The organism is Qipengyuania sp. (genome assembly GCF_042095715.1).
In the GTDB taxonomy this organism is placed as follows: Bacteria; Pseudomonadota; Alphaproteobacteria; order Sphingomonadales; family Sphingomonadaceae; genus Qipengyuania.
The window spans coordinates 1-14150 of sequence record NZ_JBELMO010000076.1 but is presented as its reverse complement, the minus strand read 5'-3'; the positions used below and the strand labels follow the sequence as shown (position 1 = coordinate 14150).

At 63.4% G+C, this 14150-nt stretch carries 14 protein-coding genes; 6 read left to right on the top strand and 8 right to left on the bottom strand.

The annotated features are described in order from the left end of the window. The 8 genes from folP to ACFDTG_RS14185 form a co-directional block, all read right to left on the bottom strand. Positions 1 to 1102 (bottom strand): dihydropteroate synthase (gene folP / locus ACFDTG_RS14220; RefSeq protein ID WP_375291668.1); only part of this gene is annotated, 1102 nt, incomplete at its 3' end. A 114-nt stretch (positions 1103 to 1216) separates the two neighbouring features. Then, positions 1217 to 1789 (bottom strand): PEPxxWA-CTERM sorting domain-containing protein, encoded by a 573-nt coding sequence (locus ACFDTG_RS14215; protein WP_375291667.1) that lies wholly within the window; start codon positions 1787 to 1789, stop codon positions 1217 to 1219. A 159-nt stretch (positions 1790 to 1948) separates the two neighbouring features. Then, positions 1949 to 2611 (bottom strand): TIGR02281 family clan AA aspartic protease, encoded by a 663-nt coding sequence (locus tag ACFDTG_RS14210; RefSeq protein WP_375291666.1) that lies wholly within the window; start codon positions 2609 to 2611, stop codon positions 1949 to 1951. Positions 2612 to 2701: 90 nt separating this feature from the next. Next, positions 2702 to 3700, bottom strand: a complete 999-nt coding sequence (gene egtD / locus ACFDTG_RS14205; protein ID WP_375291665.1) for an L-histidine N(alpha)-methyltransferase — start codon at positions 3698 to 3700, stop codon at positions 2702 to 2704. Position 3701: 1 nt separating this feature from the next. Next, complete coding sequence (gene egtB / locus ACFDTG_RS14200) at positions 3702 to 4967, bottom strand: ergothioneine biosynthesis protein EgtB (RefSeq protein WP_375291664.1); 1266 nt, start codon at positions 4965 to 4967, stop codon at positions 3702 to 3704. 150 nt (positions 4968 to 5117) lie between these two features. Continuing rightward, positions 5118 to 6149 (bottom strand): diguanylate cyclase, encoded by a 1032-nt coding sequence (locus tag ACFDTG_RS14195; RefSeq protein ID WP_375291663.1) that lies wholly within the window; start codon positions 6147 to 6149, stop codon positions 5118 to 5120. 193 nt (positions 6150 to 6342) lie between these two features. Continuing rightward, positions 6343 to 7716, bottom strand: a complete 1374-nt coding sequence (locus ACFDTG_RS14190) for a class II 3-deoxy-7-phosphoheptulonate synthase (RefSeq protein WP_375291662.1) — start codon at positions 7714 to 7716, stop codon at positions 6343 to 6345. A 105-nt stretch (positions 7717 to 7821) separates the two neighbouring features. After that, positions 7822 to 10785, bottom strand: a complete 2964-nt coding sequence (locus ACFDTG_RS14185) for a M16 family metallopeptidase (protein ID WP_375291669.1) — start codon at positions 10783 to 10785, stop codon at positions 7822 to 7824. A gap of 121 nt (positions 10786 to 10906) precedes the next feature. Here ACFDTG_RS14185 and ACFDTG_RS14180 point away from each other — a divergent pair, with 121 nt between their 5' ends. From ACFDTG_RS14180 to ACFDTG_RS14155, 6 genes are all read left to right on the top strand, one after another. Beyond that, positions 10907 to 11494: a NifU family protein gene (locus ACFDTG_RS14180; protein ID WP_375291661.1), complete on the top strand. Its 588-nt coding sequence runs from the start codon at positions 10907 to 10909 to the stop codon at positions 11492 to 11494. Positions 11495 to 11517: 23 nt separating this feature from the next. After that, positions 11518 to 12126: a malonic semialdehyde reductase gene (locus ACFDTG_RS14175; RefSeq protein WP_375291660.1), complete on the top strand. Its 609-nt coding sequence runs from the start codon at positions 11518 to 11520 to the stop codon at positions 12124 to 12126. 45 nt (positions 12127 to 12171) lie between these two features. Beyond that, positions 12172 to 12783, top strand: a complete 612-nt coding sequence (tsaB, locus tag ACFDTG_RS14170; protein WP_375291659.1) for a tRNA (adenosine(37)-N6)-threonylcarbamoyltransferase complex dimerization subunit type 1 TsaB — start codon at positions 12172 to 12174, stop codon at positions 12781 to 12783. Further along, positions 12780 to 13247: a GNAT family N-acetyltransferase gene (locus ACFDTG_RS14165; protein WP_375291658.1), complete on the top strand. Its 468-nt coding sequence runs from the start codon at positions 12780 to 12782 to the stop codon at positions 13245 to 13247. Before tsaB ends, ACFDTG_RS14165 begins: the two co-directional genes overlap by 4 nt. Before the next feature lie 136 nt (positions 13248 to 13383). Beyond that, complete coding sequence (locus ACFDTG_RS14160) at positions 13384 to 13824, top strand: MucR family transcriptional regulator (protein ID WP_375291657.1); 441 nt, start codon at positions 13384 to 13386, stop codon at positions 13822 to 13824. Positions 13825 to 13896: 72 nt separating this feature from the next. Beyond that, positions 13897 to 14150 (top strand): Fur family transcriptional regulator (locus tag ACFDTG_RS14155; protein WP_375291656.1); only part of this gene is annotated, 254 nt, incomplete at its 3' end.

Genomic DNA, 14150 nt, shown 5'->3' with positions numbered 1-14150 from the left:
CGCTGAAATCCGTCAGCGCGGAATCGCGTAGGCCGCGCCATACGTTGCGCGCCTGCACGGTTTCGGGAACATCGTGGACACGCAGGATCTGCACGCCCGCGTTCATGCCCGCCAGTGCCAGTGCGATGCTGCCTCCCAGCCGCTGCTCCACGGGTGCCTCGTTGCTCATCGCCCCGATCAGCCGTTTGTGGCTGGCGCCCAGCATCAGCGGTTGTCCCAATGCATGGAACAGCGGCAACGCGTTGATGAGCGCGGTCGACTGGGCCAGCGACATGCCGAACCCGATGCCCGGGTCCAACACGATGCGGGCGCGCTCTATGCCAGCCTCCCGCGCGCGGTCGCGCAAGCGCTTCAGCGCATCGAACACGTCCAGCACCGTGTTTTCGTAATCCCCGCCCTCGTGCAGGTTCTCGCCGCCTGCGCCCGGCGCGTGCATCAGTACCACCGGACAACCCGCCGCCGTCGCGATCTGCGCACTGCGCGCATCGTGCATCAGCCCTGATACGTCGTTGATCATGGTGGCACCCGCGCCCAGCGCGGCCTCCATCACCGCAGACTTGCGCGTGTCGATGCTGACCGCCGCGCCCATCGCCGCGCACGCCTCCACCGCGGGCACCACGCGAGCGATCTCGTCCCCCTCCCACACCGGCTTTGCCCCGGGGCGGGTGCTCTCGCCGCCGATGTCGAGTAGTGCGGCCCCGGCTTCCAGCATGGTGGCGGCATGCTGGCGTGCGGCATCGGGTGCGTCTATGAACTGCCCGCCATCCGAAAAGCTGTCCGGCGTCACATTGAGGATGCCCGCGATCTGCGGCTGATCCAGCCGGATGGTGCGGCCGCCCATTTCTAGCGGCGGGTGCGCCATGCGCAGCGCGCTCCACTGCGCCTCCGCCTCCGCACCCACGCTGTCGGGCAGTTGTCCCAGCACCTCGGCGATGGTGTCGGGCGACGCCACCCACCGCTCAGCCACCGCACCATCGCGCCGCAGGATCACCGCGAACCGGCTGGCATAAACCATCCCGCCCGCCAGCCGGATGGCATTGCCATGCTCGCTCTGCGGACCGGGCGCGAAGCCGATGGGGCGGATGTAGATGCTGTCGGCCATAGTGCCCCCGCTGTCGCGTGTGGGCGACAGGGGGACAAGCGAAATCTAGCCGGGGCAACCTATCGTGCCGGCAGGGAGCCATGGCATGCCCTGCCGGAGTGCGAGGTTCGTCGATCAGGCGAAGGCGATCTCCAGACGGCGAACCGCCTGCTGGCGACGCAGCGCAACGCCCGCGGCACCCATGCCCACGATCAGCAGGGCCCAGGTTGTCGGTTCGGGCACACCTCCACCGGCCAAGGAGAAGGTAAGCGTTGCATTTTTGACGGCGACTTCGCTGAAAAACCCTTCGTACCCCGACGCGCCGGCGCTCGGCAGGAAGCCGATCCCGTCGAAAAGGAATTCATCATAGAGTGCGAGGCCGCTGGTGAAGAACGAACCGGCGCCATCCGCCGTGATGTACCCATCGCCAACCTCCGGAAAGCCGGCCGTCGCAGTCAGCCCGACAACGTTTGAAATGCGATAAGGCGATCCGGACCCCTCGTAACCCACGAAGCTCCCGGTGGCGGACAGGACGCGGTAGCGCCCCTCTGCGTCGATATCGGCGGTGGTGATCTGGCCACTCCCGGACGCGGTATCGCCGTTGGTGAGCGGAGCGGTGAAAGTGAAATCGAAAACCGCCGCCTGCGCGGGCAGCGAAACTGTCGCCAAGACCGCGACGGTAACGGCCTTCATCAAATGCGCTTTCATAGCTTGACCCACTCCCTGATGGCGGATGGCAAAAGGCCCCGCCCCGACATATCGGCTCCTTCGCGAATAAAGAGATTGTAATAATTCGCCAGCGATTCGTGTCGCTTGTGCAAGTTCGGCACAGTTGGTGCGAAGTCCGATTACGCTGCGTTCGCGAATTTACCCGCGCGGCGCTTCGCCCTCGGGCGTCAGGATCAGAACGCCCTTCTCCACCCGCCACCCGCCCAGGCGCGACAGCACGTTCATGCCCAGGATGTTTGTGGTGCCCAGCCCCGGCGCGATCACCATGTCGATGCCCGACGCCTTGATATTGCCGAAAGACACCGTATCGGCGGTGGAGATCGGCGCAGTGACGGCGCCGTTGGCGGTGCGGATCTGCACCGGGATGCCGCCCCTTCGCGGCTCCAGCCCGGCGCGCTGCGCCAGACCGGGATTGACCGCGCTGATAGTGGCCCCGGTGTCGATCAGGAAGCTCGCCGGGGTGCCGTTGACGCTGGCTTTGACCCAGTAATGCCCGTCGGGCGCCAGTTCAACCCGTGTCTCTCCGCCCGCCACCACCTGCTCCGGCAGGCCGATCTCCGGCAGAGAGATGTCCAGCCGCGGATCAAAGCGCGATAGCTGCAGTACCACAACCAGCAGGATGCCCCCCAGCGCCAGCGAACTCAGCATGCCCAGCGCGCGGCCAAACGCCACGCGCCGCCGCACCAACGCCGATCCTATCCAGCCAGCGACCATCGCCACCAGAGCCGCAACCAGCAGTTCGGAACGCGGCACCGAGCGGATCACGGCGGCGATGGAATCGAAAGCGGCCTGTATGTCCATGGGTTGAGATATAGTGCGATCCGTCGCCCGTTCCACTTATTCGAGGGGCGCGATCAAGCGGGTGATCGACGGCTTCCGCCCGAGGCCTTCCTAGGGCGCGTTACGTGGCTCGGTCGCCTCGGCCAGGATCAGTGAGAACTGCTTTGCCCGGTCGAGCCAGCGCCGACGCGGGCTCCACCCTGCCGCCTGGAGCAGAAGATTGGCGCTGCGGCGGGTGAATTTGTGGCTGTTTTCCGTATGGATCGTCTCGCCTTCCGCCATCGCGAAATTTTTGCCGGACACGTCGAAACGGATCGGGCGGGTCGCTTCCAGATGCATTTCGACCCGCGCGAAATCGTCGTTCCAGCGCGCCACATGCCGCAGCGCATCGATGGGAAGCGTGCCCTCCAGCTCGCGATTTATGCGCCGCGCAAGGTTACGATTGAACTTCGCCGTGACCCCTTTCTCGTCATCGTAGGCGGCCTCCAGAACCTCTGGATCCTTTACGAGATCCATTCCGATCAGCAGCATGGGCTGCATGCCGTAATCGGCCTTGAGGGTCAGCCGCATGGAACGCAGCAGGTCGACCGCGGTCCGAGGCACCATGTTACCGATGGTGGAACCGGGGAAGAACCCCAGCTTGGGCAGTGATGCCACCTCCGTGGGCAGATCCACCTCGCGCATGAAGTCGGCTTCCACCGGATAGATCGCCAGATCGGGGAATCGCTGACTAAGCCCGGAAGCCGCTTCGCGCAGGAAATCGCCTGCGATATCGAGTGGCACATAGGCCGAAGGGTTTATGGCCGAGAGCAGAAGCGGCGTCTTGACCGAACTGCCCGAGCCGAATTCCACCACCGCACGGTCCGGCCCGATCATCTCGGCAAACTCGTCGCCGCGCTCGGTCAGGATTTCGGTTTCGGCCCGGGTGGGATAGTATTCCGGGACCTGCGTAATATCCTCGAACAGCTGCGAGCCCGCATCGTCGTAGAGCCAGCGGGCCGGGAGGGCCTTCTGGTCCTGGCTGAGACCTTCCAACACGTCGGCGCGAAATGCGCGATCCACCCCGTGTGCATCCCGGTCCACCAGTGCGATCCCATCGCGAGCTGCCATTCTAGCTGTCCTTTGCCAGCCGCACGCCGGTGAATTGCCAGCGCTGATGCGGGTAGAAGAAATTGCGGTAGCTGGCGCGTGAATGTCCGCGCGCGGTCGCACAACTTGCGCCCTTCAGCACCACCTGACCGCTCATGAACTTGCCGTTGTATTCCCCCACGGCACCCGGTGGCGCTTCGAACCGCGGGTAAGGGAGGTAGGCTGACCGGGTGAACTGCCAGCAATCCCCAAAAAGGCCGCCTGCGCCGCTCGGCATGGGAGGGGCGGCGTTATCGAGCTGATTGCCGCCCTCGGGATCATGCGCCGCCGCCTCGCCCTCTTGGCCGCGTGCGATGGCTTCCCATTCGAATTCGGTAGGAAGCCGCGCGCCTGCCCAGGTTGCGAAGGCATCGGCCTCGAAATAGGAAACATGCGTGACCGGCGCATCCGGATCGCGGGGCTGCCAACCTGCGTGGGTGAAGTGTTGGTCTTCCCGATCGCCTTGGCCCCAGTAAAGGGGTGCCCTGATGCCTTCTTTCTGGACGAACGCCCAGCCGTCGCTCAGCCAGAGAGTGGCCTTTTCGTACCCACCGTCAGAGATGAAATCGGCCCATTCACGATTGCTGACGAGCCGGTCATGAAGAGCAAACGGCTCAAGCAGAACGCGGTGTGCGGGGCCTTCGTTATCGAATGCGAAGCCATCGGCCTGATGCCCCACCCTGGCGATACCGCCCGGATGGTGGGTCCAGTCTTCACTGCGCGATGGCGCCTGCTCCAGCTCCGGTTCAGACCACATCGCTGGCCCCAGCGGGTTTTGAAACAGCGCGTGCTTGATATCCGTGAGCAGCAGTTCCTGATGCTGCTGTTCGTGAGCAATGCCCGTTTCGATCAGGGTCCGGTGGGCAGGATCGTCGAGCAGCACCTGCATGGCCGCGGTCACGTGCGCTCGATAGGCGAGCACCTCTTCCAGAGATGGGCGCGAGAGCAGGCCGCGCGAAAACCGCGCGATCCGTTCACCCTCTGTCTCGTAATAGCTGTTGTGAAGAAATGGCCAGCGCTCGTCGAAGAGCACGTAATCGGGGACGTTCTCGCGGAGCAAAAAGGTTTCCCAGAACCAGGTCGTGTGCGCCAAGTGCCATTTTGCCGGCGAGGCATCTTCCATCGACTGGATGGTCGCATCCGCGTCGGAAAGAGGCGCGGCCAGCGCTTCGGTCAGCGAACGCACGCCATGGAAGCGATCGACGATCTGGGTGCTGCGAGGGGCGGCGTGGTCGGAAAGAAGGGTCATGCATGCGCCGTAACGTCAGCGGCTGCGCGAACGGGGCAACCGGGGTCTATGTGCCCCCAATCGATGACAATTAAAAGGCCGCAAGGAGAACAAATTGCGTCCGCGCGGATTTGGCAGACCCACAAATGCTTTTTCTACCAGAGGCTTGTGTCAGCCTGCCATGCAAACCCGATTTCGGCCTGCCTTCTTGGCTTCGTAAAGGGCCGCATCCGCCTTGGCAAAAAGAGTGAGGCTGGTGTCTCCGGGCGAGAAGGTGGCATGACCGATGCTGGCAGTGACGCCCGACAGGCCCGCAACGGCACTGTTCCTCTCGATCGCCAAGCGCAGGCTTTCCGCAAATTCGCTAGCCCGTTCGGCATCGGTATCCCTGAGCAGGCAGGCGAACTCTTCTCCGCCGAACCGCGCGGCAATATCCCCGTCGCCCACCATCGCCTGCGTCACCCCAGCCACCTTGGTCAGCACCTGGTCTCCCGCGAGGTGTCCATGCGTATCATTGACGGCTTTGAAATGATCGAGATCGAAGACGATCAGCGAAAGAGGCTGCGCGTTCTGCCTCGCCTGCATGATCGCCCGGTCGATCTCGTTCATGGCATGGCGGCGATTGGCAAGCCCGGTCAGGGGATCCGTGTTGGCGAGCGCCTGCGCCTTGCGGGCGGCGGCCAAGGCGCTTTCCTGCTCTTCTTTGAGCCTGCGCGCCAGCTGATACTCCTCGGTCACATCGCGCACGACCATGAACACGCGCACGGGCTGACCGTATTGATCCATCTCGTTGCGTGCCTTTGCGCGCAGCAGCCGGTGCTCGCCGTCGGGTCGCTGGACCTCGAATTCGATCTCGAAGGTTTCCTGATCGTTGCTGTGGCGATTGAGGGTCGCGACCAGCCCTCCACCGTCCGGCCCCAGCACTTGCGATACCAGCGCCTTATCCGGTTGCCGCGGCGGAAAGATGCCGATCAAGGAGGAAAGCTCGGGCGACCATTGATGCGTATCGCTGGCCGTTTCGTACCGCCAGCGCCCTACGCCCGCCAGACTTTCCGCCATTTCAAGCATGCCCACCGATTGCGACAATGCGGAATTCTCGGCGGAAAGCCGGGCCACCATGGAGCGTTCGTAAACGACGAGAGCCGTGAGAGCGACAAGCGTTAGGGCGACGATTGCAACCGGCCCCGCGCCAAGCAAAGCCACGACACAGGCCCCGGCTGCGGATGCCGCAGCCAGTGCCAGTGGCCAGATATGATGGGATCGAACAAAATCCCGCTTCACAATTTCTCTATTCTCCGATTGTCCTGTCCCGATACGCGAAGGGCCGAAACAAGCTGCAAAGGGAAAAGGGTTATTTTCAGTTAATTAAACGTACAAACCTTCGTTGGACACCCGATCACGCGGCGTGACGGGGCCGTTCGGCCATCTCGCGGTTGATCATTTCCGCGATAAGGAATGCCAGCTCCAGCGATTGCGCCGCGTTCAGACGGGGATCGCAGTGGGTGTGGTATCGATCGCCCAGCGCATCGTCCGTTATGGCGATGGCCCCACCCACGCATTCGGTCACATCCTGCCCTGTCATTTCGACATGGATGCCGCCGGGATGCGTGCCTTCCGCACGATGGACCGAGAAGAAGGCCGTAACCTCCCGCAGGATTCTGTCGAAGGGGCGCGTCTTGTATCCGCTGTCGGACTTGACGACATTGCCGTGCATCGGGTCGCAGCTCCAAACCACGGGATGTCCCGCAGCCTTCACGGCGCGGACCAGCCTGGGCAGCCCCTCTTCGACCTTGTCATGGCCGAATCTCGCGATCAGCGTGATGCGGCCCGCCTCGCGGTCAGGGTTGAGCTGATCGAGCAGCTTGAGAAGCGTATCGGGTTCCAGGCTGGGCCCGCATTTGACGCCAAGCGGATTGCCGATGCCACGCGCAAATTCGATATGCGCGCTGCCGTCGAAGCGGGTCCGATCGCCGATCCAGAGCATGTGCGCGCTGGTATCGTACCATTCGCCGGTCAGCGAATCGCGGCGGGTCATCGCCTGCTCGTACGGCAGCAACAGCGCTTCGTGGCTGGTGTAGAAGTTCGTTCCCTTGAGTTGCGGCAGCGTCTGCGGATCGACCCCGCAAGCTTCCATGAAGTCGAGCGCCTCGCCAATCCGGTCCGCGACATCGCCGAAACGGTCGGCCCATGGGCTGCGGCCCATGAAATCGAGCGTCCACTGATGCACTTCGCGCAGGTTCGCATAACCCCCGCCTGCGAAGGCACGCAGCAGGTTAAGCGTGGCCGCGGCCTGCGAATAGGCCCGCACCATCCGCTCCGGATCGTTGCGACGCGAAACGGGATCGAATTCGATACCGTTGATATTGTCGCCCAGATAGCTCGGCAAAGTCACGTCGCCCTGCGTTTCGGTTGGCGACGAGCGCGGCTTGGCGAACTGCCCAGCCATCCGGCCGACCTTTACCACCGGGCGCTTGCCCGCGAATGTCAGCACGACGGCCATCTGCAGGAGGACGCGAAAGGTGTCGCGAATGTTGTTGGGGTGAAACTCGGCAAAGCTTTCCGCACAGTCCCCACCCTGCAACAGGAAAGCGTGGCCCGCCGCGACTTCCGCCAGATCGGCCTTGAGCGCCCGCGCTTCGCCAGCGAAAACCAGTGGCGGATAGGCCGAAAGGGTGTCGGTTGCGCGCGCAAGGGCTGCGGCGTCTTCGTACTCCGGCAAATGCCGGGCTTCGAATTGTTGCCAGCTCTCGGGCTTCCAGGCAGTCGTCATCGCTAGTTTCTCGTGGTTTCTTGCAATTTTCGGGAAGGCGAACCTGCCTTATGGGGCAAGCTTGTTAGGCTTGGCCAGCGAAAACCCGCGATAACGGTGATCGGATCAGCGCGTTGGCACCGCTCCAGCCTCGGCGGACAGGCTCTGCCCTTCTGGCACGATTGCGAGCCGCCAGGGCTGAACACCGCTGAAGTACTTCTGCGCCAGCGCCTCCATGACCTCCGGGCTGGTGCGCGAATAATCCGACAGCAGGGTGCGCAGATATGCGATGATGCGCGGATCCTGCGTCGCCCCTTCCAGCTGGTAGAGCCAGAACAGGTTTCCGGTGGACGCGCGGCTGACATACTGGCGCAGTGGCTCGGTCACCCGCTCGAGCTCGTCGGCCGTCACCGGCGTAGAGACCAGGCTCTGCGCGATCCGTTCCGCCTCGCGGAAGAAGATCGGCACATCCTTGGGCTGCAATTGCGCGATCGCCCTGATCCGTCCGCCGCCCTGAATATCCGTGGGCCAGTCCGACTGGACCACGGGCGCATAGCTGGCGCCGGCCTTCTCCCGCATCGCGTCGAGCAGGCGGTTGTTGAAGAGCTGGACCAAAATCTGAAGCTGGCGCGATTCGCGGATACTGGCGACCCCGCCTCCGCCGGGCCATTCGACTACGGCCGCCGCCTGGTTGGCATCGCCGCGATGGTGCAGCACCGCAGTCTCGCCCGGCTCGCCATAGCCCGGCAACCGGGCCGCCATAGCCTGCGGCAGGGGTTCGCGCGGCGGCAGAGCGCCGAACGTCTTCGACAGGGCGTCGAGCGTCTTGGCGCGATCGAAATCGCCGAATACCAGCACCTCGATCGGTCCCTGCTTCAGGATCGGTTCCCACACTGCGCGGAAGCTTTCCGGCGTAACCGCAGCAATCTGCTCCCGCGTCGGTGCGGTATAGCGGGGGTCACCCCCACGTTCGAGACCATCGAGCTCGTGCCCGAGCACGCCCGCGGGGCTCGTCGCATAGCTTTGATACGCCAGCGTCGCCGCTGCCTTGGCGCGGATCACCGGGGCGGGATCCCAGCTCGGCATGGCGAGCTTGGCTGCGAAAAGATAAAGCTGGTCCGCTACGTCCTCAGGCCTTGTCTGGGCCGAAAAGGTGAAGGCACCATCCTCGATCGTGAAGTCGAATCCCATCTTGCGCCCGGTGGAAATCCGATCGAGCTCTTCCTGTCCCAAAGGGCCGACACCCGACCCAACGAGAGCGAGCCCTCCGAGCGAAGCCTCTGCGGTGTCGTCGTCGCCCAAAGAACGATAGCCACCGCCGAAGCGCACCTTTACGGCCACCCGCCCCGGCTCGGCGTTGCTGGGCCACAGGAGGGCCTTCACGCCATTGGCGTAATCGACCCGCGAGATGTCGAGCACGCCGATCGGCGCGTCTGCCGTAATCGTGCCGGGCTCGCCGATCGCAGGGAGAGTGTCGAAGCGGATTTCCTTGGTGGACAGGCGCGCCGAGGTGTCGGGCGCCACGTCCCTCGTCATGGCTGCGCGCACGTCATCCGGGCTTGCCTCTCCCATCACGGGCGTGTTGTAGACCGCGCGGATCACAGTGCCGGCGAAAAGGCGCCGGGTCGCGTCGAGCATCTGCTGGGGCGTGATGGTATCCTTCATACCGAGAAACACGTTCAGGACGGTTTCGGGCGCTGCCACCGCTTCGCGAATGTCCACGGCGTTCACGATATCGTCGGCAAGGCGGGATCCGGGCATGACGCTCCGCTCGGCCACGCCGCTGCGGAACACCTGTTCAAGTTCGGCGATTTCGCGAGCGATTTCCTCTTCGCTAGGTGGGCGATCCAGCGCATCGGCCACCACGGCGCGAACGTCGGTGAGCGCGGATTGCCAATCCTCCGTCAGAGGCGCGAAGGATACGAATGTGGCATCGGTGGAACGGCTCACCTTGTCTTGCTGAACCTGAGCGTAGAGGAAGCTGCCGCCGGCGCGCGCCTTGGCTTCCAGCCGCCGGTTGATCAGCGCCTGGGCCAGGGTTTCTCGCAGGATGCCCTGATTATAGGCGATGGTGTCTTCGACCTGCTCCCAGGGCCGCAAGATCGCATAGGTGAAGGCGCGGGGCAGATCTGGCTCCACCGAGACCGCCGTTTCGCCCACGGGATTGTCGCGATCTACGCCCACCGGGGCTTCGGGGTCGCCGAAGTCGGGAGCGGACACCGGCTTGCCTCTGCCTTTCCAGTCGCCGAACCATTTTTCGACGGCCGCCGCCAGCTCGGCACGATCGAAGTCGCCGGCGATGGAAACGACAACATTTTCGGGGCGATACCAGCGATTATAGAAGGCCCTAACGCTCCGGCCGCGTGCCGCGGACAGGGTTTCCTCGGTTCCGATCGGCGATCGATCGGCCAGCAGTTGACCGGTGAACAGAGTCTTGCGGGTCAACTCCGATTGCCGTTCGGCCGCTCCACCCCGTTCGCGCTTCTCCGCCATCACGATCGGCACCTCCGCCTTCACGTTCTTAGTGCTGAGAACGGGAGAGCGGATCATGCCGGACAAAAGCTTTATGCTCTCGTCGAGTTTGGCCGGATCGGCATTGGGAAGATCGAGCTTGTAAACCGTCTGCGTCGGCGTCGTTTCGGCGTTCGTGTCGCGCCCGAAGGTCGCACCAAGGCGCTGCCAGGTGGGGATTGCCTGCGCGGGCCCGAGGTACTTGCTCTCCCGGAACAGCAGATGTTCAAGAAGATGGGCATAGCCCTGTTCACTGTCACGCTCGTAGAGCGAGCCGGCATCGATCCGCACCCTGATCGAAACCTGCCCCGGCGGCACGCCGTTTTCGCGCACGGCATAGCGCACCCCATTGGGCATTTCGCCGAACAGCCACTCCTGGTCCGGCGGTACGTCGCTACCGCGATAGATCCACGGCGTGGTGTCGCCCGTCTGCGCGTAACGCGGCTGAAGTAACGCCGGTTCGGGGGCCTGCTCGGGAACCGATACGGGCGGATTTGTCTGCGCGGGCGCGGCCTGCGCGAAGACGAGCATTGCAGAAGAGAGCGCGATGCGCCGGGCGGCGCGCGAAAGCTGAAGCATGGCCGCCATATAGAGAGCCGTAGAGTGAAGGGCGAGTGAATAGCGAAGGAGCAGGGCAAGCAACGTCATTAGTCGGCCCCGGCGGGTTGTGAGGCGCATCCCCCGCCCCTACATCCGAGCCATGCTGATCGAGACGGAAACCACCCCCAACCCCGCCAGCCTCAAGTTCCTGCCCGGTCGCCCGGTCATGAGCGGTGGCGGAACCCGTGAATTCACCTCGCCCGAGGCTGCGGAGGCGAGCCCGCTCGCCCAGGCGCTGTTCGATAGCGGAGAGGTAACCGGGGTGTTCTTCGGCTCCGACTTCCTCACCGTCACGGCCGCACCGGGCGTATCGTGGAGCGACTTAAAGCCCACCGTCCTTTCCATACTGCTCGATTATTTCGTCAGCGGCGCCCCGCTGTTCGCGCCGGGCAGCGCGGCGGACATCGCCGTGCCGGGCGAAGACGACGAGGCCCTGCTCGTCGAAGAAAAGGCCGAGGATGCCGACATCGTCGCGCAGATCAACGAACTTATCGAAACCCGCGTCCGCCCCGCCGTCGCGGGAGACGGGGGCGACATTCGCTATCGTGGATTTCGCGACGGCGTGGTGTATCTTGCCATGCAGGGCGCCTGCGCGGGTTGCCCTTCCAGTGCCGCCACTCTCAAGCACGGGATCGAAGGGCTGCTAAAGCATTATGTCCCCGAAGTGAGGGAAGTTCGCGCGGCCTGAGCCCGCCATTTGCAGGAGTACCCATGACCAAGCAGTTTCACGACCATGTCCTGACCGACGAGGCGCTCGATCAACTCTTTCTCGAAGCGCGCAGCTATAACGGCTGGCTCGAAAAGGATGTGAGCGAACAGCAGATCAAGCGCATCTACGATCTGCTGAAAATGGGCCCTACCTCGGCCAATATGCAGCCTGCGCGCCTCGTCTGGTGCAAGTCGCAGGAGGCGAAAGACAAGCTGGCCGAGTTCGCCTCCGATCAGAACAAGAAGAAGGTTCAGACGGCGCCCGTGTGCGTTATCATCGGTTACGATATCGATTTTCACGAAGAACTGCCTTGGCTGTTCCCGCACGCCGATGCCAAGAGCTGGTTCGAAGGTGACGAGGAAGGCCGCGAAACCGGAGCGGCGCGCAATTCCGCGCTGCAGGGCGCCTATCTGATGCTGGCTGCACGATCCCTGGGGCTGGATTGCGGGCCGATGTCCGGCGTCGATCTCGACAAGGTCACGGCGGAATTCTTCGCCGACGATCCGAAGGTCAAGGCCGACTGGATTTGTTCGATCGGCTACGGGGACAAGGAAACTATCTTTGATCGCAGTCCCCGGCCCGACTTCGATCGGTTCAATCGCATCGCCTGATGCTGGACGCTTGAAGCGCAAGGCGCGCTGAGGCATCGCGCGCCGATGCGCTTGCTGGCAGTTGAAACCGCGACCGAAGCCTGTTCGCTGGCCCTCTTCGAGGCTGGCGAACTGCTTGACCATCGACATGTCGAACTGGGGCGGGGTCATGCCGAACGGCTGATACCCCTGATCGCCGAATTGCCCGGTCGCGGGCGGGCGGATGAAATCCGTGTCTCCCTCGGGCCCGGCAGCTTCACCGGTGTGCGTATCGGCCTCGCCGCCGCGCGCGCGCTCGGCTTGGCGTGGCAGGCGAAGGTTGTCGGCTTCCCTACCCTCGCCCTCGTCGCCGCGACTGCAATCCGCGAGCGGCAAGAGCCGGTGACCGTCTGCATGAACGGCGGACACGGCGAGTATTTTATCCAGAATTTCTCGGCAGATGGGATGGCGGAAAGCACAGTTCAGTCCCTTGCACCCGAACAAGCTCTTCAGGCGGTGGATCATGATCTGGTGGCGGGCAACCGGGCGGAGGCGCTGGCGAACCTTTCGGAAGACGGGCTCCGCTTCCTGAACATCCTGCCGGATGCGACCGCCGTGGCGGGTCTGCATCGCGACCATTTCACGCAATGGTTGTCGCCGATCTATGGTCGGGGGCCGGACGCAAAGCTCCCGCAATGACTGAAGAGATAGACCTCGACGGCATCATGGCGGTCATGGTCGCCGCGTTCGAACCGCACTGGCGAGAAGCATGGACACGCTCTCAGGTCCGCGATTCCCTGGCCATGCCCACCACGCGGGCCTTGCTGATGACGGCAGACGGCTCGCTGGTGACAGGGTCGCCTCCTGCCGAGGTCGCCGCGTTCACGCTTTCGAGGCAGGCTTCTGACGAGGAAGAGCTGCTGCTGATCGCCGTACATCCGGCGCATCGTGGCCGCGGGCTGGGCGCGCGCCTCATCGAAGCATTTGCCGCGACATCGGCGGAACGCGGAGTCAAACGCATCTTCCTTGAAATGCGCGCCAATAATCCCGCGCAATCCCTGTATCGCCGAAGCCAATTCAAACCGATCGGTGTGCGACCATCCTATTATCGATCGTCGGATGGCACCACGATTGACGCGATCACTTTTGCACGCGAACTTTAAAGCGTTCTTGTCTTCCCGATATTCCGAATAACCCCGCGTTAATGGTGAAAATTTCCCACGCGCTTGACACGGCAATAAAAACTGGTGAGTGGCTTTTCGCCACGGTCAAGCATAAAAGAAGAGGGCACTATTTCCCATGGATTCAACGCAGGACGACATGAAGGAAACACTTATCACGTTGACATCGGATATTGTGGCTGCACACGTCAGCAACAATAGCGTTTCGACGGAAGAAGTTTCCACGTTAATTACGAACGTTTATTCCGCACTCGCGGGGCTCGGCAACGAAGAACCGGAAGAAGAACCGGCGCCCGAACCCGCCGTTTCGATCCGCGCGTCCGTAAAGCCGGACTATCTGGTCTGCCTTGAAGACGGCAAGAAGCTGAAGATGCTTCGCCGTTATCTGCGCACCAATTACGATATGAGCCCGGAAGAATATCGCGAGAAGTGGAACCTTCCGTCCGATTACCCGATGGTCGCGCCCAATTATGCCGAGACGCGGCGTGAACTGGCGAAGAAGATCGGCCTCGGTCGCAAGCCCGGCCAGAAGCGCGGCCGGCGGAAGAGAGCGGAGTAACTACCACCTACAGCTTGAGAACGGCGCCCCGGCCCCCTAAGGCTGGGGCGTCTTTCGTATTGGAGCCGGGTGTTGAAACAGCGGATCGACCTTGAACAACTGTGCGCCGACAAGGGGCTGCGGATCACCGAACAGCGCCGGGTCATCGCGCGGGTACTCTCCGAGAGCGAGGATCACCCCGACGTCGAGCAGCTTCACGCCCGTGCCTCGGCGCTCGATCCCGGCATCTCGATCGCCACGGTGTACCGGACAGTGCGGCTGTTCGAGGACGCCGGCATCCTCGACCGGCACGACGCCGAGCTGCGGCCGCACCTGCCGGCGGCGTG

What these genes read in the sequence shown, in the direction of transcription:
- tsaB (WP_375291659.1), top strand. Translation starts at nt 12,172, where the DNA reads ATGCGCTTGCTGGCAGTTGAAACCGCGACCGAAGCCTGTTCGCTGGCC.
- egtD (WP_375291665.1), bottom strand. Translation starts at nt 3,700, where the DNA reads ATGGCAGCTCGCGATGGGATCGCACTGGTGGACCGGGATGCACACGGG.
- ACFDTG_RS14160 (WP_375291657.1), top strand. Translation starts at nt 13,384, where the DNA reads ATGGATTCAACGCAGGACGACATGAAGGAAACACTTATCACGTTGACA.
- ACFDTG_RS14165 (WP_375291658.1), top strand. Translation starts at nt 12,780, where the DNA reads ATGACTGAAGAGATAGACCTCGACGGCATCATGGCGGTCATGGTCGCC.
- ACFDTG_RS14180 (WP_375291661.1), top strand. Translation starts at nt 10,907, where the DNA reads ATGCTGATCGAGACGGAAACCACCCCCAACCCCGCCAGCCTCAAGTTC.
- ACFDTG_RS14210 (WP_375291666.1), bottom strand. Translation starts at nt 2,611, where the DNA reads ATGGACATACAGGCCGCTTTCGATTCCATCGCCGCCGTGATCCGCTCG.
- ACFDTG_RS14215 (WP_375291667.1), bottom strand. Translation starts at nt 1,789, where the DNA reads ATGAAAGCGCATTTGATGAAGGCCGTTACCGTCGCGGTCTTGGCGACA.
- ACFDTG_RS14190 (WP_375291662.1), bottom strand. Translation starts at nt 7,716, where the DNA reads ATGACGACTGCCTGGAAGCCCGAGAGCTGGCAACAATTCGAAGCCCGG.
- ACFDTG_RS14185 (WP_375291669.1), bottom strand. Translation starts at nt 10,785, where the DNA reads ATGCTTCAGCTTTCGCGCGCCGCCCGGCGCATCGCGCTCTCTTCTGCA.
- ACFDTG_RS14175 (WP_375291660.1), top strand. Translation starts at nt 11,518, where the DNA reads ATGACCAAGCAGTTTCACGACCATGTCCTGACCGACGAGGCGCTCGAT.
- egtB (WP_375291664.1), bottom strand. Translation starts at nt 4,967, where the DNA reads ATGACCCTTCTTTCCGACCACGCCGCCCCTCGCAGCACCCAGATCGTC.